General features: G+C 67.8%; 28 protein-coding genes and 1 riboswitch. Of the genes, 13 read left to right on the top strand and 15 right to left on the bottom strand.

Going from position 1 to position 24,765, the window contains the following annotated elements:
- Positions 1 to 62 precede the first annotated feature (62 nt).
- Positions 63 to 746 (bottom strand): dethiobiotin synthase, encoded by a 684-nt coding sequence (bioD, locus tag VG566_RS11835; protein WP_241884934.1) that lies wholly within the window; start codon positions 744 to 746, stop codon positions 63 to 65.
- 68 nt (positions 747 to 814) lie between these two features.
- Between bioD and VG566_RS11830 the strand changes: the two genes are divergently transcribed.
- Complete coding sequence (locus VG566_RS11830) at positions 815 to 1,297, top strand: GAF domain-containing protein (protein WP_032959222.1); 483 nt, start codon at positions 815 to 817, stop codon at positions 1,295 to 1,297.
- Positions 1,294 to 1,656: a TfoX/Sxy family protein gene (locus VG566_RS11825; RefSeq protein ID WP_014645820.1), complete on the top strand. Its 363-nt coding sequence runs from the start codon at positions 1,294 to 1,296 to the stop codon at positions 1,654 to 1,656. The genes VG566_RS11830 and VG566_RS11825 overlap by 4 nt, the downstream gene beginning before the upstream one ends.
- A 91-nt stretch (positions 1,657 to 1,747) precedes the next feature.
- Here VG566_RS11825 and VG566_RS11820 read toward each other — a convergent pair whose 3' ends face one another.
- Complete coding sequence (locus VG566_RS11820; protein ID WP_075076142.1) at positions 1,748 to 2,326, bottom strand: histidine phosphatase family protein; 579 nt, start codon at positions 2,324 to 2,326, stop codon at positions 1,748 to 1,750.
- Between the two features lie 142 nt (positions 2,327 to 2,468).
- A riboswitch (cobalamin riboswitch) is annotated at positions 2,469 to 2,691 on the top strand.
- Positions 2,692 to 2,806: 115 nt separating this feature from the next.
- Here VG566_RS11820 and btuB point away from each other — a divergent pair.
- Positions 2,807 to 4,648, top strand: a complete 1,842-nt coding sequence (gene btuB / locus VG566_RS11815; RefSeq protein ID WP_197562201.1) for a TonB-dependent vitamin B12 receptor — start codon at positions 2,807 to 2,809, stop codon at positions 4,646 to 4,648.
- 99 nt (positions 4,649 to 4,747) lie between these two features.
- Here the strand turns inward: btuB and gph are convergent, their stop codons facing one another.
- The 3 genes from gph to VG566_RS11800 form a co-directional block, all read right to left on the bottom strand.
- Positions 4,748 to 5,404, bottom strand: coding sequence for a phosphoglycolate phosphatase (gph, locus tag VG566_RS11810; RefSeq protein ID WP_075076144.1), 657 nt, complete (start codon positions 5,402 to 5,404; stop codon positions 4,748 to 4,750).
- Between the two features lie 64 nt (positions 5,405 to 5,468).
- The gene (locus VG566_RS11805; RefSeq protein ID WP_014645816.1) at positions 5,469 to 6,260 is read right to left on the bottom strand and encodes a class I SAM-dependent methyltransferase; all 792 of its coding nucleotides are present in this window, start codon (positions 6,258 to 6,260) and stop codon (positions 5,469 to 5,471) included.
- Entirely contained in the window at positions 6,257 to 7,186 is a 930-nt protein-coding gene (locus VG566_RS11800; protein WP_014645815.1) for a LysR family transcriptional regulator, read from the bottom strand. The genes VG566_RS11805 and VG566_RS11800 overlap by 4 nt, the downstream gene beginning before the upstream one ends.
- Positions 7,187 to 7,294: 108 nt before the next feature.
- Between VG566_RS11800 and VG566_RS11795 the strand changes: the two genes are divergently transcribed.
- Both VG566_RS11795 and VG566_RS11790 read left to right on the top strand, forming a co-directional pair.
- Complete coding sequence (locus tag VG566_RS11795; RefSeq protein ID WP_053495240.1) at positions 7,295 to 7,933, top strand: NAD(P)-dependent oxidoreductase; 639 nt, start codon at positions 7,295 to 7,297, stop codon at positions 7,931 to 7,933.
- Between the two features lie 91 nt (positions 7,934 to 8,024).
- Complete coding sequence (locus VG566_RS11790; protein ID WP_241884883.1) at positions 8,025 to 8,936, top strand: MBL fold metallo-hydrolase; 912 nt, start codon at positions 8,025 to 8,027, stop codon at positions 8,934 to 8,936.
- 250 nt (positions 8,937 to 9,186) lie between these two features.
- Here the strand turns inward: VG566_RS11790 and dinB are convergent, their stop codons facing one another.
- Positions 9,187 to 10,281, bottom strand: coding sequence for a DNA polymerase IV (gene dinB / locus VG566_RS11785; RefSeq protein WP_053495238.1), 1,095 nt, complete (start codon positions 10,279 to 10,281; stop codon positions 9,187 to 9,189).
- A gap of 191 nt (positions 10,282 to 10,472) precedes the next feature.
- Here dinB and fabA point away from each other — a divergent pair, with 191 nt between their 5' ends.
- Together fabA and fabB are read left to right on the top strand one after the other, a co-directional pair.
- Positions 10,473 to 10,988, top strand: coding sequence for a 3-hydroxyacyl-[acyl-carrier-protein] dehydratase FabA (gene fabA, locus VG566_RS11780; RefSeq protein WP_014035851.1), 516 nt, complete (start codon positions 10,473 to 10,475; stop codon positions 10,986 to 10,988).
- Positions 10,988 to 12,196, top strand: a complete 1,209-nt coding sequence (fabB, locus tag VG566_RS11775) for a beta-ketoacyl-ACP synthase I (protein WP_049408278.1) — start codon at positions 10,988 to 10,990, stop codon at positions 12,194 to 12,196. Before fabA ends, fabB begins: the two co-directional genes overlap by 1 nt.
- 95 nt (positions 12,197 to 12,291) lie before the next feature.
- Here the strand turns inward: fabB and VG566_RS11770 are convergent, their stop codons facing one another.
- From VG566_RS11770 to VG566_RS11760, 3 genes are read right to left on the bottom strand one after another with little or no spacing between them, the layout of a single operon-like run.
- The gene (locus VG566_RS11770; protein ID WP_053495237.1) at positions 12,292 to 12,975 is read right to left on the bottom strand and encodes an HAD family hydrolase; all 684 of its coding nucleotides are present in this window, start codon (positions 12,973 to 12,975) and stop codon (positions 12,292 to 12,294) included.
- Positions 12,972 to 13,673, bottom strand: coding sequence for a pseudouridine synthase (locus VG566_RS11765; RefSeq protein WP_014645809.1), 702 nt, complete (start codon positions 13,671 to 13,673; stop codon positions 12,972 to 12,974). Before VG566_RS11765 ends, VG566_RS11770 begins: the two co-directional genes overlap by 4 nt.
- On the bottom strand, positions 13,670 to 14,734 hold the full coding sequence (locus VG566_RS11760) for a class I SAM-dependent methyltransferase (RefSeq protein ID WP_164166966.1): 1,065 nt from the start codon (positions 14,732 to 14,734) through the stop codon (positions 13,670 to 13,672). The genes VG566_RS11765 and VG566_RS11760 overlap by 4 nt, the downstream gene beginning before the upstream one ends.
- Before the next feature lie 157 nt (positions 14,735 to 14,891).
- On the opposite strand from VG566_RS11760, the gene VG566_RS11755 reads away from it, so the two are divergent.
- Positions 14,892 to 15,155, top strand: a complete 264-nt coding sequence (locus VG566_RS11755; RefSeq protein ID WP_053495235.1) for a hypothetical protein — start codon at positions 14,892 to 14,894, stop codon at positions 15,153 to 15,155.
- Between the two features lie 65 nt (positions 15,156 to 15,220).
- Here VG566_RS11755 and VG566_RS11750 read toward each other — a convergent pair whose 3' ends face one another.
- Entirely contained in the window at positions 15,221 to 15,514 is a 294-nt protein-coding gene (locus VG566_RS11750) for a DUF3247 family protein (protein WP_032959238.1), read from the bottom strand.
- A gap of 43 nt (positions 15,515 to 15,557) precedes the next feature.
- Positions 15,558 to 17,546, bottom strand: coding sequence for a hybrid sensor histidine kinase/response regulator (locus tag VG566_RS11745; RefSeq protein ID WP_014645806.1), 1,989 nt, complete (start codon positions 17,544 to 17,546; stop codon positions 15,558 to 15,560).
- A gap of 244 nt (positions 17,547 to 17,790) precedes the next feature.
- Here VG566_RS11745 and VG566_RS11740 point away from each other — a divergent pair, with 244 nt between their 5' ends.
- Positions 17,791 to 18,357, top strand: a complete 567-nt coding sequence (locus VG566_RS11740; protein ID WP_014645805.1) for a DUF3016 domain-containing protein — start codon at positions 17,791 to 17,793, stop codon at positions 18,355 to 18,357.
- Positions 18,358 to 18,463: 106 nt separating this feature from the next.
- On the opposite strand, the gene alr is transcribed toward VG566_RS11740, so the two are convergent.
- Positions 18,464 to 19,531 (bottom strand): alanine racemase, encoded by a 1,068-nt coding sequence (alr, locus tag VG566_RS11735; protein WP_241884882.1) that lies wholly within the window; start codon positions 19,529 to 19,531, stop codon positions 18,464 to 18,466.
- Positions 19,510 to 20,814 carry a D-amino acid dehydrogenase gene (locus tag VG566_RS11730; protein ID WP_241884881.1) on the bottom strand — a complete coding sequence of 435 codons (1,305 nt, stop codon included), beginning with the start codon at positions 20,812 to 20,814 and terminating at the stop codon, positions 19,510 to 19,512. The genes alr and VG566_RS11730 overlap by 22 nt, the downstream gene beginning before the upstream one ends.
- A 149-nt stretch (positions 20,815 to 20,963) precedes the next feature.
- Between VG566_RS11730 and VG566_RS11725 the strand changes: the two genes are divergently transcribed.
- A complete protein-coding gene (locus tag VG566_RS11725; protein WP_004140558.1) occupies positions 20,964 to 21,443 on the top strand; it encodes an Lrp/AsnC ligand binding domain-containing protein in 480 nt (159 codons plus the stop codon).
- A 110-nt stretch (positions 21,444 to 21,553) separates the two neighbouring features.
- Here VG566_RS11725 and VG566_RS11720 read toward each other — a convergent pair whose 3' ends face one another.
- Complete coding sequence (locus VG566_RS11720) at positions 21,554 to 21,733, bottom strand: hypothetical protein (RefSeq protein ID WP_014645802.1); 180 nt, start codon at positions 21,731 to 21,733, stop codon at positions 21,554 to 21,556.
- Between the two features lie 144 nt (positions 21,734 to 21,877).
- The gene (locus VG566_RS11715; protein WP_241884880.1) at positions 21,878 to 22,252 is read right to left on the bottom strand and encodes a classical arabinogalactan protein 4; all 375 of its coding nucleotides are present in this window, start codon (positions 22,250 to 22,252) and stop codon (positions 21,878 to 21,880) included.
- 140 nt (positions 22,253 to 22,392) lie between these two features.
- Between VG566_RS11715 and msrB the strand changes: the two genes are divergently transcribed.
- The 3 genes from msrB to motB all read left to right on the top strand — a co-directional run bounded on the left by msrB (position 22,393) and on the right by motB (position 24,760).
- A complete protein-coding gene (gene msrB / locus VG566_RS11710; RefSeq protein ID WP_005415117.1) occupies positions 22,393 to 22,860 on the top strand; it encodes a peptide-methionine (R)-S-oxide reductase MsrB in 468 nt (155 codons plus the stop codon).
- A 91-nt stretch (positions 22,861 to 22,951) separates the two neighbouring features.
- Positions 22,952 to 23,806, top strand: a complete 855-nt coding sequence (motA, locus tag VG566_RS11705) for a flagellar motor stator protein MotA (protein WP_014645799.1) — start codon at positions 22,952 to 22,954, stop codon at positions 23,804 to 23,806.
- Between the two features lie 3 nt (positions 23,807 to 23,809).
- A complete protein-coding gene (gene motB / locus VG566_RS11700; protein WP_014645798.1) occupies positions 23,810 to 24,760 on the top strand; it encodes a flagellar motor protein MotB in 951 nt (316 codons plus the stop codon).
- Positions 24,761 to 24,765: the final 5 nt, after the last annotated feature.

The raw sequence follows: 24,765 nt of genomic DNA, 5'->3' as shown, positions 1-24,765 counted from the left end.
CCGGCAACATCGGGATCACCGGGTGGACGCGGTTGCCGGCCAGCGGCCGGCACTACCCAGGATCACTCGAGCAGGTGCGCGCTCAGCGCTTCGCCATCCGCTCCCGGCAGATGCGGCAGCCGTCCCCAGCACGGCATCGGCAGGCGCTGCTGCAACGTGGCGATGTTCTCATCCTGGCGCTGCATCGCAGGGTCAATGTGGTTGCCGATCCAGCCCAGGCACTGCACGCCGCTGGCCTGCAGCGACTGCGCAGTCAGCCGCGCATGGTTGACGCAGCCCAGCCGCATGCCCACCACCAGCAGCACCGGCAACTGCAGTGCTCGCACCAGGTCCAGCTGGTCCAGCGTGGCCGAGACCGGCGCCAGCCACCCACCGACGCCTTCCACCACCACGATGTCGGCCTGTGCGCGCAGTCGCGCGAACGCAGCGACGATCGGCGCCAGTTCCACCTGCACGCCGTCCTCGGCAGCGGCCAGCTCCGGTGCCAGCGGCTGCCGCAGCGCATACGGGTTCAGATCGGCATAGTCCGGCACCGGCCAGCTGGCTGCCTGCAGCGCCAGCGCGTCTTCGTTGCGCAGGCCCTGCCCCAGGTCTTCGCTGCCGCTGGCCACCGGTTTCATACCCACCGCGCGCAGGCCGCGCCGGCGCAGCCCATGCAGCAGCGCGGTGCTGGCCGCGGTCTTGCCGATCTCCGTATCGGTGCCGGTGATGAACAGGGCGGGCGGCAGCGTAGCGGGCAACGGCATCGATGGGCTCCAACAGGGCAACAGAGCGTGCATTATCGCCGGCCCGGCGCGCTTGCTAGACTGCGGGCATGTTCGCCAATGCCTCGCTTACCGGCAGCAAGCCGGAACAATACGCCCAGCTGCTGGAACAGGCCCGTGGCCTGGTCTACGCCGAGTCCGACCGCATCGCCAACGCGGCCAACCTCTCCGCACTGGTCTACCACGCCCTGCCCGACCTGAACTGGGTGGGCTTCTACCTGTACGACGGCAAGGAACTGGTGGTCGGCCCGTTCCAGGGCCTGCCGGCCTGCGTGCGCATCCCGCTGGACAAGGGCGTGTGCGGTGCCGCCGCCAGCCAGCGCGTGACCCAGCGCGTGGACGACGTCGATGCCTTCCCCGGCCATATCGCCTGCGATTCGGCCTCGCGTTCGGAACTGGTGGTGCCGCTGCTGCGCGGCGATGAACTGATCGGCGTGTTCGACATCGACAGCCCGAAGATCGGCCGCTTCGATGCCGATGACCAGGCCGGCCTGGAAGCCATCGCCCGCGTGTTCGTCGAGGCGCTGGGATGAGCGCACCGAAGCTGCGCAACATCGGCCCCAAGAGTGCAGCGTGGCTGCGCCAGGTCGGCCTGCGCAGCCGCGAGGACCTGGTTGCGACCGGCGCAGTCGGCGCCTTCGTCAAGGTCAAGCGCGCCGGCTTCAAGCCCAGCCTGAACCTGCTGTACTCGCTGGAAGGCGCGCTGCTGGACTGCCACTGGCAGGAACTGAGCGAGCCGCAGCGTGAGGCGCTGGTGCAGGATTACGAAGCACGCATCGCCGCGCATCCGCTGAAGGCGGCCGGCCCGGCGTCGGGTCCGGTGCATGAGCAGCGCTTCGATGCCGACGATGACGCGGAAGACAGCGTGACCGAGGATGCGGACGAGGATTGACCGCACCGGTAGTGCCGGCCGCTGGCCGGCAACTGCGTGGTCTTTTCAACGATCCTGAGACTGCCGGCCAGCGGCCGGCACTACCGATGGGTTACGGCTGCTGCAGTTCTAGCAGCTCGCCTGCCAGCCCGGCTTCGCCACGTTCCAGCCGTACCCGCAGGCGCGTACCGTGGTCGATGCGCAGTGCCCAGCACAGCGACATCGGCAGGCCGCAGACCTGCGACAGCACCATGCGCAGCGGGCCGCCATGGCTGACCACCAGCGTTGGCACCGGGTCGTCATCATCGAGCAGTCGATCCAGCGCGCGCGCGATACGCCGCTCGAAGTGGCCCCAGCTTTCACCGTTGGGCGGTGGGAATGCATGCGGATCGGCATGGAAGGCCGCCAGTGCGTCCTCCGGCAGGTCGAACAGCGGCTGCCCGTCCCAATCGCCGAAATCCAGCTCTTCCCATTCCTCCTCCGCTTCCACGTCCAGCCCGCGCGGGGTGGCCAGGGCCATCGCCGTGTGCAGCGAGCGCAGCCGCGGCGAACTGATCACCCGTTCCCAGGGCTGCGCAGCATAGGCGTCGACCAGTTCCTGCGGCAGGCGGGCCAGCTGCGGTGGATCGCTGCGGCCATCGAGGAACTCATCGCGACCGTTGCCGGCATGGCGGACCAGGTCGAGGATCATGCGTGCGTCCTGTACAGACAACGCGGGAACAGCGGAAAACGGGCGGACATCGGCAACGGCACCACGGGATCGAGGGACCATTCTAAGGGCACAGCAAAGGCAGTCGGGTACGCTCGACGCTACGGGCCGCCTGCGATGCCGTAGACTGCGCCCACTTCCAGGTGACCTGCGGCCACGGCCGGCAGGTTGAAACGGGAAGCCGGTGACGCGTGAATCCACGCCAGGCCGGCGCTGCCCCCGCAACGGTAAGCACGTCAGTTCCAGGCAACAAAGCCACTGTGCCGCAGGCATGGGAAGGCGCCTGGACGGTGGCCTCGCGCCACCCGGCGGCAAGCCCGGAGACCGGCCCGGAAGCCTCAGGTCGCGGTGCGGTGGGCATGGCGCTGGATGACCGCAGCCTGCGCTGCGGCGTCGGCGCATGCCTGCCTTCGCGGCTCCTCCCCTTCGCCACGCGGGCGTGCGTGGCACCTGGAGTCCCCCATGAAGCTGCAGTCCCGAATGCTGTCCCTGGCCGTGCTGGCCGCCCTGCCCGCGCAGGCCCAGGCCGCCGATGACACCACCGCGCTCGACCAGATCCTGGTCACCGCCACCCGCACCCCGATCGCCCTGCAGGACAGCATCGCACCAGCCCAGGTGATCGACCGCGCGCAGATCGAATCCAGCCAGGCCACCTCGTTGCAGGAACTGCTGCGCGGCCGCGCCGGCATCAACCTGACCAATGCCGGCGGGCTCGGCAAGCAGAGCTCGCTGTTCCTGCGCGGCACCAACTCGGGCCACACCGTGGTGCTGGTCGATGGCGTGCGCATCAACAGTGCCGACCTCGGCCTGGCCATGTACCAGGACCTGCCGCTGGCGCAGATCGAACGCGTGGAAATCGTGCGCGGCCCGCAGTCCAGCCTGTACGGCGCCGACGCCATCGGTGGCGTGATCCAGATCTTCACCCGCCGCAACCAGGGCGATTTTGCTCCGCACTTCCAGCTCGGTGGTGGCAGCAACGGCCTGCGCGAAGCCAGCGGCGGCATCGGAGGTGGCACCGAACGCGGCTGGTTCGGCGCCGACATCGCCTACCAGCATTCCGATGGCGTCGATGCCTGCCGTGGCTCGGCGACGCTGTTCACCGGCTGCTTCGCCGACGAACCCGACCGCGACGGCTACCGCAACCTGTCCAAGAGCCTGCGTGGCGGCTACACCTTCAACGACCAGTGGAATGTGGAAGGCAGTGCGCTGCGCGCCGACGGCAGGAACCACTACGACGGCTATTACAACTACTCGGAAATCCGCCAGCAGGTGCTGGCCGGCAAGGTGCGCTACACCCCGTCCGGGCGCCTGGCCGTCACCGCCAACGTCGGCCGCAGCGACAACGAGTCGGACAACTTCGGCGACTTCGGCGCACGCGGCAGCGCGCAGACCCACCGCGACAGCGCCTCGCTGCAGGGTGACTTCACCTTGACCGGAAGCCAGCTGCTGAGCACCGGCGTGGACTGGAGCGAAGACAACCTGGATGGCAGCAGCGCGGGCTACCTTGTCGACAGCCGCCGCAACACCGGTGTATTCGTGCAGTACCAGGGCCGCTTCGGCCGCCACCAGCTGCAGGCCAGCGCGCGCAACGACGACAACCAGCAGTTCGGCAACCACGCCACCGGCAGTCTCGGCTGGGCAATGCAGCTGGACCACGGCCTGCGCGTCAATGCCAGCTACGGCACCGCCTTCAAGGCACCGACCTTCAGCGACCTGTACGACCCGTGGAGCGGCGTGCCGACGTTGAAGCCGGAGAAGTCCAAGAGCGCCAACCTCGGTGTTTCGCAGCAGGGCCAGGGCTGGCATTGGGGCCTGGACGTGTACGAGACCCGCATCGATGACCTGATCACCTACGATGCGTCCACGATGAAAATGCAGCAGGTGGAGAAGGCGCGCATCCGTGGCGCCGAACTGACCGGTGGCGTGCTGCTGGCCGGCTTCGACCTCAACGCGCAGCTGAGCTACACCGACCCGCGCAACCGCACCCATGGCAGCACCCAGTTCGACAACTGGCTGCCGCGCCGTGCACAGCAGACCGCGCGCCTGGACGTCGACCGCCGCTTCGGCGATTTCCGCGCCGGCCTGACCGTGCAGGGTGCGGGCAAGCGCTATGACGATGCCGCCAACGCGGTGAAGGTCGGTGGCTACGGCACGCTGGACCTGCGCGCCGAGTACGCGCTGACGCCGGCGTGGTCGCTGCTGGCACGTGCCGCCAACGTGTTCGACCGCCGCTACGAGACGGTGGCGTGGTTCAACCAGCCCGGCCGCGAATACCAGCTGAGCGTGCGTTACCAGCCGAAATGACCGCGACGGTCATGGTAGTGCCGGCCGCTGGCCGGCAACATCGTGACCCTCGGCAACGTCCTCGGGGTTGCCGGCCAGCGGCCGGCACTACCCCCTGCGTCAGCCCTGCAACCCCGGCAACTCACGCAGGTCGTCAATCACCGCCACCGCCTGTGCGGTGGCCAGGTCCAGGCCACGCGGATAACCGTAACGCACCAGTGCGATCGGCATACCCGCCTCTTCAGCGGCGCGGTAGTCGGTCAACGAATCACCCACCATCAGGCAGGCATCCACCGCCAGCCCGAAGTGCGCAGCGATGTGCCGCAGCGGCTCACCGCTGGGCTTGCGCTGCGGCAGCGAATCGCCGCCCAGTACCAGCGCGAACGCATCACCAATGCCCAGGTGCTGCAGCAGTGGCGGCACCAGCGCTTCGGGCTTGTTGGTGCAGATCGCCAGCGGAACAGCGCGTGCACGCAGCTGCATCAGCGCTTCGGCCACGCCATCGAACAGGCGCGGGCTGCGCAACAGGCACTCACGGTAGTGCACCATGAACACCGGCATCACTTCGGCCAGGTCGACCTCACGACCCGCGGCATGCACGGCCTGCTCGACCAGGCGGCGCACACCGTCGCCGATCCAGCCCAGAACCGTGGCTTCCGGCACGCGTGCCATGCCGATGTCTTCCAGCGTGCGGTTCAGTGCTTCGGCGATATCAGCTGCGCTGTCGACCAGCGTGCCATCAAGGTCGAACACGACCAGCGGATAGGGATACGACAAGGGACGGCACCTGCACGACATTGGGCCGCCCATTGTACGCCGCTGGTTTCTGCGCCGATCCGCCTCAACCGATCCGGCGTGCGCGGGTGGCCAAGAACGTGGGCAGGTAGCGGTCGATCAGGAAGCGCGGCTGCGGCTGCCAGTCTTCCATGAAGCGATCGATGACGAACCCCGCATCCAGCTGCCCGCCGATCAGTTCGGTCAGGCTGTGGCCAAAGGTCAGCGCATCGCCGCGGCCGAGTTTCGCCTCACGTTCTGCGGCGGGCAGGTCTTCCAGGTCCGAATAGGGAATGGCGTACTGCGGCCGGATCAGGCCCTGCGCATCGAGCTGCGGATCGCGCGCGCCGACGAACAGCACCGGGTTGTAGAAGCTGGCCATCAACATGCCATCGCGCGCCAGCACGCGGCGGCATTCGGTCCACACCGGGCGCACGTCGGGTACGTACAGGTTGGAGATCGGATGGAACACCACGTCGAAGCTGTCGTTGGCGAATACGTGCAGGTCGCGCATGTCGCCCTGCACCGTGCGCAGCTGCAGTCCATCGCGCGCCGCCACGCTGCGGTCCTGTTCCAGCTGCCCGTCTGAGAGATCGAACACGGTGACGTCGGCGCCCGCAGCGGCCAGCACCGGTGCCTGCTGGCCCCCGCCCGAGGCCAGGCACAGGATGCGGCGGCCACGCACATCGCCCAGCCAGTCCAATGGCAGCGCGCGTGGGGTCAGATGCACCTGCCAGCGGCCTTCGCGCGCGGCGGCAATGGTTGAACTTTCCACCGGGCGCGACCATTCGCGCACTTCGCTGGCCTGGCGGTCCCAGGCAGCACGGTTGTGGTCGATCAAGGCCTGTCCATGGTTCATGTGTTCTCCTTGCCCGGTGGGCGCCAATCCAGATCCTGGAAGGCCGGGCTGGCGAAACACTCGGCCAGGTAGTCCAGGAATCGCCGCATGATAGCGGGCTGCTGTCGCCGTGACGCGTACACGGCATGAATGCCGAGTTCGTCCAGGCTGAATTCGGGCAGCAGTTCGATCAGCTCGCCGGTACGCAGCAGCGGCGCCACCTGGTAGGTCGGCAGCATGGCGATACCGGCACCGGCCCGCACTGCCTCCAGCAGCAGCGAGGCCTCGTTGGCGCTGATGTTGCCGCCCACCGCCACCGACAGTGAACGGCCGTCCCGGTGCAGCTGCCACAGGCTCTTGCCGACGTAGTGGTGGGTCAGGCAGTTGTGCGCGGCCAGATGCTCGGGAGCAGTCGGCGTGCCGCGTGCCTGCAGGTAGGACGGCGTCGCGCACAGCACCGAGCGGCAGGTGGCCAGCCGCCGCGCGATCAGGCTGGGATCGATCTGGCGCGCGATGCGCACGGCCAGGTCCACCCGCTCCTCCACCAGGTTGACCGTGCGGTCGACCAGCAGCAGCTCGATGCGTGCCGCCGGATGGCGCGCAACAAAGCCGGCCACCGCCCGCGCCAGGTGGCTCTGCCCGAACGACACGCTGGCAGTCACCCGCAGCGTGCCATGCGGCTCCGGATCATCGCTGGCCAGCTCGCCCTGCAGTTCCTCGCCGATCGCCAGCATCTGCCGGAAGCGCGCCAGCGCCGCCTCGCCCGGGCCGGTCAGGCTGACCCGGCGCGTGGTCCGGTGCAGCAGGCGTGCGCCCAGCCAGCCCTCGACCTCAGCCAGGTAGCGGCTGACCATCGCCCGCGACATGTCCAGCACCTCTGCCGCCGCGGTCAGGCTGCCGCGCTCGGCCACCTCGACGAACACGGTCATGGCGGTCAATCGGTCCATATGCTCGATCCATGCAACAAACAAGCGCGTTATACGCTGTTTTTCGAGCGACTGCAGCGGCCTAGAGTGGCGCCATTCCCACCCCACAGCGCCCCACGGAGTCCTGCCATGAAGATCGCCCTCGTTGGTTCCACCGGCAACATCGGCCGCCAGATCGCCCGCCACGCGCTGGCCCGCGGCCACGAACTCACCGTCATCGTGCGCAGCGCGCAGGACCTCCCGGCCGAGCTGGCCAGTGCCCATCCGGTGATCGCCTCGCTGGATGACCAGGACGCGCTGGTTGCCGCCATCGCCGGCCACGACGTGCTCGCCAGTGCCTACGGCCCGCGCCCGGGCGATGACATCGGCCGCGTCGGCGAGGTCGCCGCGCAGCTGGTGGCTGCCGCGCGCAAGGCCGGCGTGCCGCGCCTGGTGGTGGTTGGCGGTGCCGGCAGCCTGGAAGTCGCACCCGGCGTGCAGCTGGTCGACACCCCCACCTTCCCGGAGGCCTACAAGCCGTACGCGCTGGCCCACCGCGAGGCGTTCAACCGCCTGCAGGCAGTGGACGACCTGGACTGGACCTTCTTCTCGCCGGCCGCCGAAATCGGCCCGGGTGAAGAGCGCGGCCAGTACCGCGTGCAGCCCAAGGCGTTCCTGGCCGATACCAGCGGCCACAGCCGCATCAGCTACGCCGACTATGGCGCGGCGTTCGTCGCCGAACTGGAAGCGCACGCGTATCCGAAGCAGATCATCACCGCAGCGTATTGATCCACGCACGTCCCATGTAGAGCCAAGCCCGCGCTCGGCTCTACGCGAACATGCAGCCGGGCATTGGCCCGGCTCTACACAAGGAGTTCCCATGCGTACCGCTGCCCTGCTGCTTCCCCTCGCCCTGGCCGCCAGCTTCACCAGTGCGCCGCTGCTGGCCGCACCGGCCACCACGACGCCGGCGGCGGCGACGAAATCCCAGCTGCACCTGCAGACCTTCCATCCCGGCCCGCAGGCAATGTTCTCGGTGTCCTCGGTGCTGATCGAAGGCCGCCACGACGCGATCCTGGTCAATGCGCAGTTTGGTGCCAGCGATGCGCGCAGACTGGTCGAGCTGATCCGCGCCAGCGGCAAGCAGCTGACCACCATCTACATCAGCCACGGTGATCCGGACTACTACTTCGGCCTGGCTACCCTGCAGGACGCGTTCCCGCAGGCGCGCATCGTCGCCACCGCGCAGACCGTCGCCCATATCCAGCAGACCCAGGCCGGCAAGCTGGCCTACTGGGGACCGAAGATGGGTGCCGACGTGCCCGCGCGCATCGTGCTGCCGCAGGTGCTGGATGGCGATGCCCTGGAGCTGGAAGGCCAGCGCCTGCCGCTGATCGGCCTGGATGGCCCGACCCCGGACCGCACGGTGCTGTGGGTGCCGTCGCTGCGCGCGATCGTCGGTGGCATTCCGGTGGTGGCCGGCGAGCACGTGTGGATGGCCGACACGCAGACGCCGAAGTCGCACACCGACTGGCTGCAGACCCTGCAGCGGTTGCAGGCACTGAAGCCGAAGGTGGTGGTGCCGGGGCATTACGCGCCGGGTGCGGCGCTGGATGCCAGTGCGTTGCGCTTCACCGCGGACTACATCCGCGCGTTCGATGCCGAGACGGCAAAGGCCAGGGACAGTGCGGCGCTGGTGAAAGCAATGCAGTCGCGCTACCCGAAGCTGGATGGCGTGGCATCGCTGGAGCTGAGTGCGAAAGTGGCCAGGGGCGAGATGCAGTGGCCTTAAGGTAAAGGGTTGTTTTGCAGGGCTGCGCCCTGCACCTGCTCAATGCAACGGCAACAGCTGGATATCTGTGGGTTGGCGGGGTGGGTCCGATGGCAGGGGACGCCGTGAACCCGTCCATGGGGGCTTGGTCGCGGCATCCATGCCGCTCACGCCCCCGCAACCGGACCCACCTCGCCTTCGACAGATCTCGGCAATCTGCTGGGGTCGGATCCCGTTGCTGCGCAACGGGCTCTGACCCCGCCTTTGCCGATCAGAGGGATGTGGAATCGCTCGGTCCGTGCTCGAACAATTCCCCCTGCACCATGGCCTCCTTTTCGCGGAACCCACCCAGCCCGACGCCGACCAGGCGGTAACGCGTCTCCGCCGGCAGGTCGACGCGGGCGCGCAGGGCCAGTGCGATGTCGCGCAGTTCTTCCATCGATTCCGGCGGGCGCTCCGGGGTGAAACTGCGGGTGAGGATGCGGAACTGCGCGGTCTTCAGCTTCAGCACCACGGTGTGGCCGACGCGTTCGGTCTTGCGCGTGGCATTCCAGGTCTTCTCCGCCAGTTGCACGATCGCCTCGCCCAGGTCTTCCAGCAGCAGGTCCTCGGCAAAGGTGTCCTCCGAGGAGATCGACTGTACCTGCTGGTCCGGTTCCACCGCCCGCTCGTCGATGCCGCGTGCACGGTTGTACAGGCTGCGGCCGAAACTGCCGAACGCCTCTTCCAGGTCGACCAGGGACCACTGCCGCAGGTCGCCGCAGGTGACGATGCCACGCGCGGCAAGTTTGCCTTCCATCACCTTGCCGACGCCTGGCACCCGGTTCACCGGCAGCGGCAGCAGGAAGGCGTCCACCCGCTGCGGTGGAATCACGAACTGGCCATCGGGCTTGCGCCAGTCCGAAGCGATCTTGGCCAGGAACTTGTTCGGCGCGATCCCGGCTGAAGCGGTCAGGTTCGTCTCCTCGCGGATCTGCGCACGGATGGTGCGGGCGATGTCGGTGGCCAGTTCGATGCCGCTCTTCGGCTCGGTCACGTCCAGGTAGGCCTCGTCCAGCGACAACGGCTCGACCAGGTCGGTGTGGCGCAGGAATATCTCGCGTACCTGGCGTGACACCGCCTTGTAACGTGCAAAGTCCGGCGGCACGAAGATCGCGTCCGGACACAGGCGTTCGGCGCGCAGCGCCGGCATCGCCGAACGCACGCCGAACACGCGTGCCTCGTAGGACGCCGCACACACCACCGAGCGCGCGCCGCGCCATGCCACAACCACCGGCTTGCCGCGCAGTGACGGATCGTCGCGCTGCTCCACCGACGCGTAGAACGCGTCCATGTCGACGTGGATGATCTTGCGCAGTCGGGTCATGTCAGGCGGAAAGGGCGGGGGCGTGCCGAACGGGCCACACGCCGAAGTATGGTCGTTGCACATCAACAGGATGCGCGTATTCCATTGAAAACACTACGGTTGCGTACGGTTGAAATGTTTGATCGGCGCAGTTTCCACGGGCATCCTCGAACGCTTGTTTCCCTGTTTCCCCGCTTCCAGGATTGTGCTTCATGACCCGTCTCCACGCGTTCAACCGCGAACAGCTGCTGGCCAGCGCACGCGGTGAACTGTTCGGCACCGCCGCCGGCCGTTTGCCCAACGATCCGATGCTGATGTTCGACCGCATCACCGACATCCACGAGGACGGCGGACCGCACGGCAAGGGCATGGTACGCGCCGAGCTGGATATCCGCCCGGACCTGTGGTTCTTCGGCTGCCACTTCATCGGCGACCCGGTGATGCCCGGCTGCCTGGGCCTGGACGCCATGTGGCAGCTGACCGGCTTCTTCCTGACCTGGCTGGGTGCCCCCGGCAAGGGCCGCGCACTCGGCTGCGGCGAGGTGAAGTTCACCGGCCAGGTACTGCCGGACGCCAAGCTCGTGCGCTACGAGATCGACATCAGCCGTGTCATCAACCGCAAGCTGGTGATGGCCCAGTCGGACGCCCGCATGTACGTGGATGACCGCGAAATCTACAGCGCGCGCGACCTGCGCGTCGGCCTGTTCACTGAAACCGGGAGCTTCTGATGCGTCGCGTCGTCATCACCGGCATGGGCATCACGTCCTGCCTCGGCAATGATCTGGATACCGTTTCGGCCGCGCTGCGCGAAGGGCGCTCGGGCATCACCGCCTTGGCCGACCATGCCGAAGCGGGCCTGCGCAGCCAGGTCGGCGGTCGCGTCGACCTCGATCTGGAGGCGCTGATCGACCGCAAGCAGAAGCGCTTCATGAGCGATGCGGCGGCCTTCGCTTACCTGTCCATGCGCGATGCCATCGCCGATGCCGGGCTCAGCCCCGAGCAGGTCAGCAACCTGCGCACCGGCCTGATCGCCGGTTCCGGCGGCGGCTCCAGCGAATGGCAGATCGGCGCGGTCGACCTGCTGCGCGAACGTGGCGTGCGCAAGGTCGGCCCGTACATGGTGCCGCGCACGATGTGCTCGACGGTCTCGGCCTGCCTGGCCACGGCCTACCAGATCAAGGGCGTCAGCTACTCGCTGTCGGCCGCCTGCGCGACCTCGGCGCACTGCATCGGGGCTGCCGCGGACATGATCCGCCACGGTGCGCAGGACATCATGTTCGCCGGTGGCGGTGAAGACCTGCACTGGTCGATGAGCGTGATGTTCGATGCGATGGGCGCGCTGTCGACCAGCTTCAACGAGACCCCGGCCAGCGCCTCGCGTCCGTACGACAAGGACCGCGACGGCTTCGTCATCGCCGGTGGCGGCGGCATGCTGGTGCTGGAGGACTACGACCACGCCGTTGCGCGTGGCGCGCGCATCCATGCCGAGCTGATCGGCTACGGCGTGACCTCCGATGGCGCCGACATGGTCGCGCCGTCCGGCGAGGGCGCGGTGCGCTGCATGAAGATGGCACTGCAGGGCGTCGATCGCCCGCTGGACTACCTCAACACCCACGGCACCTCGACCCCGCTGGGCGATGTCACCGAGCTCAACGCGATCCGTGAAGTGTTCGGCGATGCGGTACCACCGCTGTCCTCGACCAAGGCGCTGTCCGGCCATTCGCTGGGCGCGGCCAGCGTGCACGAGGCGATCTACTGCCTGCTGATGATGCGCGATGGCTTCGTCGCCGGTTCGGCCAACATCGGCGAGCTGGACCCGAAGGTGGAGAGCTTCCCGATCCTGCGCGAGAGCCGCGAGCAGAAGCTGGACACGGTGATGTCCAACAGCTTCGGCTTCGGTGGCACCAACGCTGCGCTGGTGTTCGGGCGGGTGTGATTGAACAGGTGTGCCGACCAACGGTCGGCACCCACCAGAAGATGTGGAGCCGAGCCCATGCCCGGCTCAGTGCCAACCAAGGTCGGCACCCACCGCTACTTCGGCAGCAGCGGCAGCAGCAGGGCGTGCGCGTCCACCAGCGAGTCGACGATGCGGTGGCCCAGTGCGCGCAGCTCTTCATCCGGATGCACCAGGTCCGGCACCTGGATCACGGTCATGCCGGCGGCCAGTGCGGCCCGCGTGCCGGCCGGTGAATCTTCCAGCGCCAGGCAACGTTCGGGCGCCTGGCCCAGCCGCTGCGCGGCCAGCAGGTAGATATCCGGCGCCGGCTTCGGCCGCGCCACATCACCACTGGTGATCACGGCATCGAAGTACGGCAGCAGGCCTGCGGCCGCCAACTTGCGGTTGGCGCGCGGCTGCCGCGTGGTGGTCGCCACCGCACGCGGTACCGCGTGCGCCTTCAGCAGCTCCAGCAGCTCCAGGATGCCCGGCCGCAGCGGCAGCCCGGTCTGCGTGCGTGCTTCGTACAGCTCATGGCAACGCGCCGCCACCGCGTCGATCACGCTGTCCTCGATGCCCTGCGCGCGCAGCAACGCATGCGTATCGTGGTCGCCGAGGCCGACCATGCGCAGGAACACCGCTTCCTCCAGGCCCAGCCCGAATTCGTCGGCGGCCTCGCTCCAGCAGGCCAGCGAGACCCGCTCGCTGTCGATCATCAGGCCGTCCATGTCGAAGATGACGGCGTCGGGCAGGAACGGCAGCGCAGCGAAGGGGGTCATGGAGCGAACAACGTATCCAGGTCGGTGGAAGTGAGCTGCCGCCATTGCCCTTCGTCCAGCCCCTGCAGGTCCAGCCCGCCGACGCGGCTGCGGTGCAGGGCCTGCACGTGGTTGCCGGTGGCGGCGAACATGCGGCGTACCTGATGGTAGCGGCCTTCATGCAGCACCAGGCGTGCGCGACGCGCCTCCAGCACTTCGAGTTCAGCCGGCAGCAGGGGCGTCTTCTCGGACTCCAGCATCAGCGTGCCGCTGGCGAACAACGCCACTTCGTCGCCGCGCAGGTCCTCGCTCAACTCGACTTCGTAGACCTTCGGCAGCTTCGACTTCGGCGAGATGATCCGGTGCAGCAGGCCGCCATCGTCGGTCAGCAGCAGCAGGCCACTGGTCTCGCGGTCGAGGCGGCCCACCGTGGACAGCACCGGATCACGGTCGCGGAAGCGCGGCGGCAGCAGGTCGTAGATCAGGCGGCCGGTGTCCTTGGTCGAACAGGTGTAGCCGGCGGGCTTGTGCAGCGCGATCGACAGCCCCACCGGCGGGTCCAGCGGCTCGCCATCGACGCGGATCGCCTCGTGCGGCACCTGGTCATCGGCGTACAGCACCTCACCGTCGGCGTCGGTGACGCGGCCTTCGCGGAACATCCACTGCACCTGCTTGCGGCTGCCATAGCCCAGGTTGGCGATCAGCTTGACCAGCTTCACTTGCCCTTCCCCTTCACTGCTTCAACCAGCTTGAAACCGTCGCGCTCGGCGACCACGCGCACCGCACCGAAGCTGTCGTTGAGGGTGTGCTCGTACGGCAGATGGCGGTTGGCCACCACGTACAGGCGCCCGCCCGGGCGCAGCGCCTGCGCGGCCACGGCGATGAAGCGCTGGCCGATGTCCGGGCGGTCGGCACGCGACGGCGTGTGGAACGGCGGGTTGCTGATGATGACGTCGTAGCCCGGCTCGATGCCGGCGGTGACGTCGCGCCACAGGAAGCGCAGCGGCAGCGCGCGCGGCGGCGGCGCCAGGTTCAGTTCGGCCAGGGCCAGCGCACGCTGCTCGGCCTCGTACAGGTCCAGCGCGGTGATCTTCGGGCAGCGTTCCAGCAGCTCGCGCGAGAGATAGCCGTAGCCTGCGCCAAGGTCGGCGGCGCGGCCGGCCAGGTCGGCCGGCAGGTGCTCGGCCAGCAGCGCCGATGCCGGATCGATGCGGTCCCAGGCGAACACGCCCGGGCGGCTGAGGAAGCGTCCGCCCATGATCGGGCGCACCGCATCCAGCGCCGACCAGCGCTTGGCCAGGTCGGCGTCGTGCTGGCCCTGCAGCGGGGCGGTCCAGTACACGCGGCAGTGGTTCTTGGTCAGGCAGCCGCCGAGACCGGCCAGCTGCTTGAGGTCGCCTTCACCGGAGCGCGCGCCTTCGTTGTTGGACTGGCAGGCGACGATACGGCCGCCCTCGGCGACCAGCGCCAGCGCGCGGGCGAACAGCGCACGGGCTTCTTCACGCTGGCGCGGCGGCAGCACCAGCACCAGCGGGTAACGGCCCTTGCCGGCCACATCGTCCAGCTGGCCGCTGACGGTCCAGCCGGCGGCCTGCTGCAGCGGCTGCGCGAACGGGGCAAAGCTCTGTTCGCAGTGCAGCTCGCGGTTGCCGGCCGCTTCGCGCAGCGGCCAGCCATCGCGGGCACGCAGGAAAGCCACCGGGCCCTCCGGCCAGCGCAGGGCGCCTTGGGAGAACGGCAGGAGCAGGGTCTGCAGGGGGGCGTCGTCGCTGGAGGCCATCGGCGCGGGTACTTCAAGCGTGAGGGCCGTCCATTGTACCGGCTTGGCCGGGCCGGCCCCGGCGGCCCGCTTTGCGAAACCCGAACGGGGCCTTGATCCGCCAGAAACATTGAAACGTTCAGGGTAGAGGCTCCCCCGGAAACCCAGGAGAACCTGCATGCGAGCCTTGTTCGTCGGTGGCGTGGTCGACAACAGTGAAATGGACCTGGAAGGCAGCCATCCGCCCGTGCACTACCCCGAGGACACCGGCGGCGGGCACTCGCGCTACCGGCTGCACCAGGTCGGCCATGGCGCCGATGGCAGCGTGGCCTATGCGGTATACGGCGCACCGGACCTGGCCGATGAAGAGGTGGCCCGGGTGGCGGAAGAACGCGCCTACGCGCGCCGGTTCGAAGCGACGCCGACCTTGTTCGAGCATTGACGCATCTGTAGCACCGTCGCCCACGCTCGGGCGCCAGCCGAGCGTGGGCCCGGCTCTATATCGGATCAAGGCGCCTTGGGTGGCAGGCGGTTGATGCTGGCGATCTCGTCCAGCCACACATGGTGCTGCTGCACCGGCGTGTCGTAGTCATCCAGGCGCAACTGGCCGTTGCTGCCTTCATCACCAGCGACGTTGCGGTACTGCTGCACGGTTGGCCTCACGGCCACCGTGCCGAGCAGGCGGCGGCCATCGTGCAGAATCAGTTCCACCTGCGTTTCGCCTTCCAGCTGCGGCAGCAGGGCTTCCAGGCGCGCGATCTGCGCCGGATCGGTATGGATACGGGGAGCTATGCGGGACATCGGCGACCTCCTGCATGCAGGGTCGCCGATCGGCCGTGAATGCTCAGTGCAGCGCGCTGTCGGCGCGGGGTACCTGCACCTTGCGCACCGCAGCCACCAGCTGCGCCACCGAGTACGGCTTGGCCACGTGTTCCTGGAAACCCGACGCCAGCGCACGGCGGCGGTCATCGGCACGCGCCAGCGCGGTGACGGCGACCGCGGGCAGGGTCGTGGCATCCACGCCCATGTCCTCGCGCAGCGTGCGCACCAGGCCATAACCATCCATGCCCGGCATGCCGATGTCGGTCAGCATCACGTGGTACTGCAGATGGCCGGTGTCGGCCAGCAACGCCAGCGCCTCACCGGCCGAACTGGCCGCCGATACGCTGGCGCCCTGCTCTTCCAGCATGCGCCGCAGGTACTCCAGCACTTCCGGCTGGTCTTCCACCGCCAGCACGTGCATGCCGCGCAGCGGATACGGCTCGACGATCACCGGTTCCAGGATCGGCCCGCTGATCACTTCGCGCAGCGGGCGCCGCTCGGCATCGGGAAGGTGCTGCGGCAGGCGCACGGTGAACGTGGCGCCATGGCCGTGGCCCTCGCTGGCCGCAGCGACCGTGCCGCCATGCAGTTCGACCAGCTGCTGCACGATCGCCAGGCCCAGTCCCAGTCCACCATGGCGCCGGGTGGTGGTGCCATCGGCCTGGCGGAAGCGGCTGAACAGGTGATTGAGGAATTCGGGTGCGATGCCATCACCGGTGTCGCGCACGGTGATCTCCCAGTGGTTGCCGTCGGCCCGCAGCTGCAGGTCGATGCGGCCTTCAGCCGGGGTGAACTTGATCGCGTTCGAGAGCAGGTTCCAGAACACCTGCTGCAGGCGCGTGGCATCGCCCAGCACCAGGCTCGGCTGTTCGGGCAGCTGCAGGTGCACGTCCAGTGCCTTGCCTTCGGCCACAAGTTCCTGCGCGCCGATGGCCTCGCCCAGCACCGTGCGCAGGTCCAGCACTTCCACCTCCAGCTGCACTTTGCCCAGCAGCATGCTGCTGAGGTCCAGCATGTCCGAGATCAGCCGCTTCTGCGCGCCGGCGCTGTTGGCGATCACGTTCAGGCCCTTGTACAGAGGGCTGGTGTTGTCCACACGCTGCAGCAGCAGCTCACTCCACCCGAGGATGGTGGTCAGCGGCGTACGCAGTTCATGCGACAGCGTGGCCAGGAACTCGTCCTTCAGCCGCGCCATGTTCTCCGCAGCGCTGCGCGCGGCGCGTTCGGACTGCAGCAGTTCCTCGCGGGCCAGTTCGATCTCGCGGCGTTCGGTCACGTCCGGGCTGCTGCCGGCCAGGCCGATGAAGCGGCCCATCCGCGAGAAACGCGGGCGTGCGTTCATCTCCAGCCAACGCCACTGGCCATCGGCGCGCCGCGCACGCACCAGCGCGTGCATCGAACGCTGCGCCTTCAGCGCTTCCTGCAGTTCGTATTCGAATACCGACGCATCGTCCGGATGCACCAGGCCGCGCCAGACATCTTCCGGCACACGCGTCTCGTCGCCACCGAAGAACTCGCTGAAGGCGCTGTTGACGAAACGGGCATGGCCGCGCTCATCGAGCACCCACACCGGCATCGGCAGGCCGTCGGCCAGTGCGCTGAAGCGCGCTTCGCTCTCGCCCAGCTCCACTTCCATCTGCTTGCGCGCGGTGATGTCGAAGAACAGGATGCCGACCTTGTCCTCGCCTGGCCGGCCCACGCGCACCGCGTCGACCGCGAACGAACGACCCAGCGCACGCGCTTCCATCTCGAACTGGGCGGGACGGCCGCTGCGTGCGACCTCGCCGTAGATGCGGAACCAGTCCTGCTCATGGTTGGGTTCCAGCTCGGTCATGCGCTGTCCACGCGCATCCTTCAGCCCGGTGTGGCGCTCGAAGGCATCGTTGACCTCGAGGAAACGATAGTCGACCGCACGATCGCCCTCGAACAGCACCTGGATCACGCAGAAACCAGCGTTGATGCGCTCAAGCACGCCATGATGCAGGTCGGGTTCGGGCGCCTGCACCATCATCGGTGGGCGCTCCACGAGGGGCGGCAGTGTGGACAAGGGCGTCTGGACGGGCCGGATTGGAAGCACAGCATCTTCCAAAGCGCGTATTCACAGCGTCAAGCGCCGTCAGTCATGGTTGACGACGATGAATTGGCGGCAACCGCTCTTGTCGGTGTCGCAATCGGCCGTTGCGGTGGCTGGAAAGCAGGATCACACTCGATCTGTAAACCGCATCGTCCCCGTCGATGGGACGCAGGAGACCGTCATGAACCGCTCGTTGGCCACTGCCCTGCTGCTGGCAGGCGCCCTCATGGCGGGCAGCGCGAACGCCGCGCCGCGCGCCGTCACCGATCCGGATGCGCCCCGCGCGCTGCAGGCCAATGGCCCGGTCAGCGTGAAGTGGGACGATCCAGCCGGATTCACCGAAATCCGCCAGAGCACCAACCGCTTCGAGGCCGAACGCGGCAACTGGGTGCAGCAGCTGGCCAGCTACGTGCAGACCACGGCGGCCAAGCCGCTGCAGCCCGGGCAGACCCTGGACGTGACCCTGGTCGACATCAAGCGCGCCGGCGACTACGAGCCCTGGCACGGCCCGCGCGGCAGCGACATCCGGATCATGCGCGACATCTATCCGCCGCGGATCACCCTGCAGTACACGCTGAAGGACGCCAGTGGTCGCATCGTCGATGAGGGAGAAGCCAAGCTCAGCGACACCGGCTACCTGCACAACCTGGGGCTGAAGAGCGACAGCGATCCGCTGCGCTACGAGAAGCGCCTGATCGACGACTGGGTGAAGCGCGAGCTGAGCACGCGGGCTACTGCTGCACGATGATTCCGGGCAGCTCTACCTGCCGGCAGGTGTCGACCTTGGTCGACACGCATTGCACGGTGCCGACCAAGGTCGGCTGCTACCACCAGAGCCGAGCGCGGGCTCGGCTCTACACGTAGACTTTCGCCACGCGCTTGACCGCGCACGGCAGCTGGTAGGCACTCACGCCGCAGCGCGGCGCCAGTTCCGACAGCGTCGGCGCAGAACCCCACAGTTCCACCACACTGCCGATGCCGGCCTGCGCATGCGCGGTCAGGTCCACCGTCAGCATGTCCATCGACACGCGCCCGATCAGTACGCCGGGCTGGCCATCGATCAGTACCGGCGTGCCGTTGGGGGCGAACTGCGGATAACCGTCGGCATAGCCAAGCGCGACCACGCCCACGCGGGTGCGCGCCTTGGCCACGAAGCGTGCGCCATAGCCCACCGGCTCACCGGCCTCGATCCAGCGCTCGGCAATCACCTTCGACTGCATCGTCATCACCGGGCGCAGGCGCTCGGTCAGCGCGGTGTTGTCCGGCAGCGGATTGGCGCCGTACAGCATCAGGCCCGGGCGCACCCAGTCGCTGCGTACATCCGGCCAGCCCAGCAGTGCCGGCGAATTGCACACGCTGGTCTCGCCGTCCAGGCCGTCGATGGCGCGCGCGAAGGTCGCCGCCTGTTCATGGGTGCGTTCGCTGTCCAGCTCGTCGGCACGCGCCAGGTGGGTCATCAGCACGATGCGCTCGACCTGCGGCAGCGCCGACAGGCGTGCATGCGCGGCGCGGAAGCTGTCCACGTCCAGGCCGAGGCGATGCATGCCGCTGTCCAGCTTCAGCCACACGGTCAGCGGGCGCGGGCTGTCGAATGCGACCAGCGCTTCCAGCTGCCACGGCGAACCCACCGCGAACCAGAAATCGTGCTCGGCCACCAGCGCCATGTCACTGGGTTCGAAGATGCCTTCCAGCAGCAGGATCGGCGCACGGATCCCGGCCTGGCGCAGTTCCAGCGCCTCTTCAATGGTGGCCACGCCGAAACCATCAGCCTCGCCTTCCAGCGCCTGTGCACAGCGCACCGCGCCATGGCCATAGGCATCGGCCTTGATGATCGCCAGGGCCTTGCCACCGCCCAGTTCACGGGCAAGCCGGTAATTGCTGCGCAGGGCGCCCAGATCGATCAGCACGCGGGCAGGACGCATGTGCGGTTCTCATGTTGCGGGGCGTGACCGTACTGGCCGTAGCGGAAAATATCCAGGCCTTCGGTGCTGATCTGCGGCTGGCGCGCGCTCATCAGGTCGGCCAGGTAACGGCCCGAGCCGCAGGCCATGGTCCAGCCCAGGGTGCCGTGGCCGGTGTTGAGGTACAGGTTGCGGAACGGCGTGGCGCCGATCACCGGCGTGCCGTCCGGCGTGGCCGGGCGCAGGCCTGTCCAGAACTGTGCGCGCGACAGGTCGCCGCCCTTCGGGTAGAGGTCGCTGACCACCAGCTCCAGGGTCTCGCGACGGCGCTGCGACAGCGACAGGTCGAAACCGGCCACTTCGGCCATGCCACCGACGCGGATGCGGTCGTCGAAGCGGGTCACCGCCACCTTGTAGCTCTCGTCGAGGATGGTCGAGGTCGGCGCCATCGCCGGGTCGGTGATCGGCAGGGTCAGCGAATAGCCCTTCAGCGGGTACACCGGCAGGTGCATGCCCAGCGGTGCGACCAGCGCCGGCGAATAGCTGCCGAGCGCGACCACGAAGCGGTCGGCGGTTTCCAGCTTGCCGTCGATGCGCACGCCGGTGATGCGGTCGCCCTCGAACTCGAGGCCGGTGATGTCCTGGTCGAAGCGGAACTCGACGCCGGCGTCCACGCACATCTGCGCCAGGCGCCGGGTGAACAGCTGGCAGTCGCCGGTCTGGTCACGCGGCAGGCGCAGCGCGCCGACCAGGCCGTCGACATGGGCCAGGGCCGGTTCGGCCTGGATGATGCCGGCGCGGTCCAGCACCTCGTACGGCACGCCGTACTGAGCCAGGATCTCGATGTCCTGCGCGGAGGCATCCAGCTGCTGCTGGGTGCGGAACAGCTGCGTGGTGCCCAGGTCGCGGCCTTCGAACTCGATGCCGATCTGCGCGCGCAGCTCGTTCAGGCAGTCGCGGCTGTACTCGGACATGCGCACCATGCGCGCCTTGTTGATCGCGTAGCGCTCGTGGGTGCAGTTGCGCAGCATCTGCCACAGCCAGCGGTACTGGGCCAGGTCCATGCCCGGCTTGATCGCCAGCGGCGCATGCTTCTCGAACAGCCAGCCGATGGCCTTCTTCGGCACGCCCGGGGCGGCCCACGGCGAGGTGTAGCCGAACGACAGCTGGCCGGCATTGGCGAAGCTGGTTTCCAGCGCCGGGCCGGGTTGGCGGTCGATGACCGTGACTTCAAACCCGGCCTGTCGCAGGTACCAGGCACTGGTGGTGCCGATCACGCCGCTGCCGAGAACTAGGACTCGCATGGGACTTCTCCAACCCGATCATTCCCTGCACTGGAGCGTGCCGGGACCATAATTGGGGAAGTATAGACAGCCAATCCCAGTTGATTTGCCTGATTTGAAATCAACCGGCAGGATGTTCTCCTGCAATTCATTCCCCAAGGTTGACGGCCATGGCCACCCGTACCCGCGAACTGGACAAGATCGACCGCAAGATCCTGCGCATCCTGCAGGCGGAGGGCCGTATTTCCTTCACCGAACTGGGTGAGCGGGTCGGCCTGTCGACCACCCCGTGCACCGAGCGCGTGCGCCGGCTCGAGCGCGAAGCGGTGATCACCGGCTACCACGCCCACCTGGACCCGGCGGCGGTGAAGGCCAGCCTGCTGGTATTCGTAGAGATCAGCCTGGCCTACAAGTCCGGTGACATCTTCGAAGAGTTCCGGCGCGCCGCCCTGAAGCTGCCCAATGTGCTCGAGTGCCATCTGGTCTCGGGCGACTTCGATTACCTGCTGAAGGCGCGGATCAGTGAGATGGCCTCCTACCGCAAGCTGCTCGGCAGCACCTTGCTGACACTGCCGCATGTGCGTGAATCCAAAAGCTACATCGTGATGGAAGAAGTGAAGGAAACGCTGAGCCTGCCGATTCCGGATTGAGGCGGTCGCAGGTTGGGGTCAGAGCCCGCGCTGCGGGATCCGGCCCCGGTCGGGGTCAGGCAAGGGGTCAGATCCCGCGCAGCGGGCTCTGACCCCGGTCATGTCGACAGTCAGCGCTGCTGCGGATGCTTCTGCGAGCGCTGTTCCTGCTGCTTGCCACCCTTGTGCGGCTGCTGCGGTTCCATCTGTTGCTGTTGCTGCTGATGCTGCGGGTTGCGGCCCTGCGGTTCCTTGCCGGGATGACGGTTCTGCTGGTTTTTCATGATCGCGATCCAGTGGACAAAGGACATGCGGCGGCGGAATGCCGGCGCAGGGCCACGGTGGTCCCGGCACGGTTAATCGCAGGCGAAAAAGCAGTGATCGGCAGGATGTTGTTTTCGTGCGTTCAGGCCGTGCAGTGTGTGGAAGCTGCCACCCTTGCCTGGCATCCGAGGTCAGCGCTTGATCTGCTGCCCATCGCCGGCCGGCACGCTGTCGTAATAGCGGCCGGTACGCGAATCGAACACCCGGTTCGGGCCAGCCGGGCGCACGCCAGGCACGATGCGGCCATTGCGGTCATAGACCTTGTCGGCCGGCCTCGGCGCCGGGGCGGGCGCAATCCGGGCAGGACCCGTGGACCTGATCGGCTGCGCCGGCTGCGGCGACGGCAGCACCTGCGGCTGCGGGCGTGCGGCCTGCAGCGGCGGTACCACCGGCGCCGGAGCCACGGTGGTCGCGCTGCGGGTGACCGTCGGGTCGGCAGCAGGCACCTGGGCCAGCGCCAACGTGGGCAACAGGGCCATCAGCAGCAGGGGAAGGGTCGGTTTCATGGCACGCTCCGGCGTGGATCGCATTTACCTTGCGCCTGCACCTGTGTGCCGCCCATGAACGGCCGTCACACTTGCAAGCGCGCGCCGGCACCCCCACGTTTCCCGGCATCCCCAGGCCATCGACCCCACGGAGAGCCGGCATGACTGCCTTCGACCTGACGCCCCCCACTGCCACCCAGACCGAGGCGCTGATCGCCGGCCTCAGCAGCGAAGAGCGCCGCGTGCTGCTGCAGCACGGTACCGAAGCGCCGTTCTGCGGCGTGTTCCTGGACAACAAGCGCGAGGGCGTCTACTGCTGCCGGCTGTGCGCGCTGCCGCTGTTCCGCTCCAGCACCAAGTTCGATTCCGGCACCGGCTGGCCCAGCTTCTTCGCCCCGTTCGACCCGGCGCACGTGCGCGAGATCCGCGATACCAGCCATGGCATGGTGCGCACCGAGATCACCTGCGCGCGCTGCGGCAGCCACCTCGGCCACGTGTTCCCGGATGGTCCGCCGCCCACCTACGAGCGCCACTGCCTGAACTCCGTCTCACTTTCGTTCACCGGCAATGGCGAGCCCTGGCCCGACCCGTTGCAGCGTGGCGGCGCGGAAAGCGGTGTGGCGGGCTGAAACACCCCGCTGACCGATTTCACAGAATTCCCTCTTCAGAAAACCGGGTGACGGGCCGACAAGGAGATATCCCCTCTCCTTGCGTCGCCCCATGCTCATCATCGTTGGATTCCTGGTCGTCATCATCAGCGTGATCGGGGGCTACCTCGGTGCCCACGGCCGCCTGGGTGCCCTCTGGCAGCCCTACGAACTGGTCATCATCGGCGGTGCCGCACTGGGCGCGTTCCTGGTCGGCACCCCGGCCAAGACGGTCAAGCAGACCCTGCAGGCCATGGTCGGTGTCTTCAAGGGTCCGCGCTACAAGCAGCAGGACTACATCGATGTCCTCAGCCTGCTCTATGAACTGCTCAACAAGGCTCGCCGCGAAGGCTTCATGGCCCTGGAAGACCATGTCGAGCGGCCGGCCGAGAGCGCCCTGTTCGCCAACTACCCCAAGGTGCAGGCCGACCACCACCTGATCGACTTCATCACCGACTGCCTGCGCCTGATGATCGGCAGCAACATCGAGCCGCACGAGCTGGAGCCGCTGCTGGAGCTGGAACTGGAAAAGCACCACGCCGAGGCCATGGCGCCGTCGCAGGTGCTGACCAAGGTCGCCGACGGACTGCCCGGTTTCGGCATCGTCGCGGCGGTGCTCGGCATCGTCATCACCATGGGCTCGATCGGCGGTGACATCGTCGAGGTCGGTGGCCACGTGGCCGGCGCGCTGGTCGGTACCTTCCTCGGCATCCTGCTGGGCTACGGCTTCGTCGGCCCGATGGCGGCAGCAATGGAGGCACGCGCCGAGCAGGACAGCCGCATCTACGAATCGGTCAAGACCGCCCTGCTGGCCTGCCTGCGCGGCTACAACCCGAAGATCGCGCTGGAATTCGCCCGCAAGACGCTGCCGTCGAACGTGCGCCCGGCCTTCTCCGATTTCGAGCAGCACCTGAAGACGGTCAAGTAAACCATGGCCGAGACCAAGCCCACTGTCATCGTCCGCCGGGTCAAGAAGGCCGGCCACGCCGCCCATCATGGCGGTTCGTGGAAGGTGGCCTATGCTGACTTCGTGACCGCGATGATGGCGTTCTTCCTGGTGCTGTGGCTGATGGCCACCACCAACAAGAACGACCGTGCGGCCATTTCCGAGTACTTCCGCAACCCCAGCCCGCTGAGCGGACAGAACGCCACGCCGGCGCCCGGCATGGCCGGCCCGGGCGGCGCCAGCACCTCGATGATCAAGCTGGGTGGTGCCACCGACATCTCGCGCGGCAGCAGCAACGATCCCTTCCAGAACCAGAAGGAAGCGGTGCCGCAGCCGGTGGACCAGCAGCAGCGCGACAAGCAGCAGCTGGAAGCGTTGATGAAGGAACTGCAGGAAGCGATCAGCAGGAGCCAGGCACTGGAGCCGTTCAAGGACCAGCTGCTGCTGGACCTGACCCCGGAAGGCCTGCGCATCCAGATCGTGGACAAGCAGAACCGGCCGATGTTCGACCTCGGCAGCGCTACGCTGAAGCCGTATACGCAGCAGATCCTGCACGAGCTGGCCAACTACCTGAACCACGTGCCGAACCGGATCAGCCTGACCGGCCACACCGACATCACCGCCTATTCGGCCGCGCGCGGCTACGGCAACTGGGAGCTGAGCGCCGATCGTGCCAACGCCGCACGGCGTGCGCTGGTGGACGGTGGCCTGGAGGACAGCAAGATCACCCGCGTGGTCGGCCTGTCTTCGTCGGTGCTGTTCGACAAGGCCGACCCGCAGAACCCGATCAACCGCCGCATCAGCATCGTGGTGATGACCCAGGCCGCCGAAGCGGCCGCCCTGGCCGGTGCCGGCCCGCAGGTGGGACTGTCGGCGCCGACCGCCGACCCGGACGTGCAGGCCGCGCAAGGTGAGGCCGCGCCCGTGGCACATTGAACCGG

It is taken from the genome of Stenotrophomonas sp. CASM114 (assembly GCF_049384325.1).
GTDB lineage: Bacteria > Pseudomonadota > Gammaproteobacteria > Xanthomonadales > Xanthomonadaceae > Stenotrophomonas > Stenotrophomonas muris.
The sequence above is the reverse complement of the archived record's forward strand: the minus strand, read 5'-3'. Positions and strand labels throughout refer to the sequence as shown.

Excerpts from the sequence above, each read along its gene's own strand:
- bioD (WP_241884934.1), bottom strand. The coding sequence starts at position 746 with ATGCCGTTGCCCGCTACGCTGCCGCCCGCCCTGTTCATCACCGGCACC.
- VG566_RS11830 (WP_032959222.1), top strand. The coding sequence starts at position 815 with ATGTTCGCCAATGCCTCGCTTACCGGCAGCAAGCCGGAACAATACGCC.
- VG566_RS11825 (WP_014645820.1), top strand. The coding sequence starts at position 1,294 with ATGAGCGCACCGAAGCTGCGCAACATCGGCCCCAAGAGTGCAGCGTGG.
- VG566_RS11820 (WP_075076142.1), bottom strand. The coding sequence starts at position 2,326 with ATGATCCTCGACCTGGTCCGCCATGCCGGCAACGGTCGCGATGAGTTC.
- btuB (WP_197562201.1), top strand. The coding sequence starts at position 2,807 with ATGAAGCTGCAGTCCCGAATGCTGTCCCTGGCCGTGCTGGCCGCCCTG.
- VG566_RS11805 (WP_014645816.1), bottom strand. The coding sequence starts at position 6,260 with ATGAACCATGGACAGGCCTTGATCGACCACAACCGTGCTGCCTGGGAC.
- VG566_RS11800 (WP_014645815.1), bottom strand. The coding sequence starts at position 7,186 with ATGGACCGATTGACCGCCATGACCGTGTTCGTCGAGGTGGCCGAGCGC.
- VG566_RS11795 (WP_053495240.1), top strand. The coding sequence starts at position 7,295 with ATGAAGATCGCCCTCGTTGGTTCCACCGGCAACATCGGCCGCCAGATC.
- VG566_RS11790 (WP_241884883.1), top strand. The coding sequence starts at position 8,025 with ATGCGTACCGCTGCCCTGCTGCTTCCCCTCGCCCTGGCCGCCAGCTTC.
- dinB (WP_053495238.1), bottom strand. The coding sequence starts at position 10,281 with ATGACCCGACTGCGCAAGATCATCCACGTCGACATGGACGCGTTCTAC.
- fabA (WP_014035851.1), top strand. The coding sequence starts at position 10,473 with ATGACCCGTCTCCACGCGTTCAACCGCGAACAGCTGCTGGCCAGCGCA.
- fabB (WP_049408278.1), top strand. The coding sequence starts at position 10,988 with ATGCGTCGCGTCGTCATCACCGGCATGGGCATCACGTCCTGCCTCGGC.
- VG566_RS11770 (WP_053495237.1), bottom strand. The coding sequence starts at position 12,975 with ATGACCCCCTTCGCTGCGCTGCCGTTCCTGCCCGACGCCGTCATCTTC.
- VG566_RS11760 (WP_164166966.1), bottom strand. The coding sequence starts at position 14,734 with ATGGCCTCCAGCGACGACGCCCCCCTGCAGACCCTGCTCCTGCCGTTC.
- VG566_RS11755 (WP_053495235.1), top strand. The coding sequence starts at position 14,892 with ATGCGAGCCTTGTTCGTCGGTGGCGTGGTCGACAACAGTGAAATGGAC.
- VG566_RS11750 (WP_032959238.1), bottom strand. The coding sequence starts at position 15,514 with ATGTCCCGCATAGCTCCCCGTATCCATACCGATCCGGCGCAGATCGCG.
- VG566_RS11745 (WP_014645806.1), bottom strand. The coding sequence starts at position 17,546 with ATGATGGTGCAGGCGCCCGAACCCGACCTGCATCATGGCGTGCTTGAG.
- VG566_RS11740 (WP_014645805.1), top strand. The coding sequence starts at position 17,791 with ATGAACCGCTCGTTGGCCACTGCCCTGCTGCTGGCAGGCGCCCTCATG.
- alr (WP_241884882.1), bottom strand. The coding sequence starts at position 19,531 with ATGCGTCCTGCCCGCGTGCTGATCGATCTGGGCGCCCTGCGCAGCAAT.
- VG566_RS11730 (WP_241884881.1), bottom strand. The coding sequence starts at position 20,814 with ATGCGAGTCCTAGTTCTCGGCAGCGGCGTGATCGGCACCACCAGTGCC.
- VG566_RS11725 (WP_004140558.1), top strand. The coding sequence starts at position 20,964 with ATGGCCACCCGTACCCGCGAACTGGACAAGATCGACCGCAAGATCCTG.
- VG566_RS11720 (WP_014645802.1), bottom strand. The coding sequence starts at position 21,733 with ATGTCCTTTGTCCACTGGATCGCGATCATGAAAAACCAGCAGAACCGT.
- VG566_RS11715 (WP_241884880.1), bottom strand. The coding sequence starts at position 22,252 with ATGAAACCGACCCTTCCCCTGCTGCTGATGGCCCTGTTGCCCACGTTG.
- msrB (WP_005415117.1), top strand. The coding sequence starts at position 22,393 with ATGACTGCCTTCGACCTGACGCCCCCCACTGCCACCCAGACCGAGGCG.
- motA (WP_014645799.1), top strand. The coding sequence starts at position 22,952 with ATGCTCATCATCGTTGGATTCCTGGTCGTCATCATCAGCGTGATCGGG.
- motB (WP_014645798.1), top strand. The coding sequence starts at position 23,810 with ATGGCCGAGACCAAGCCCACTGTCATCGTCCGCCGGGTCAAGAAGGCC.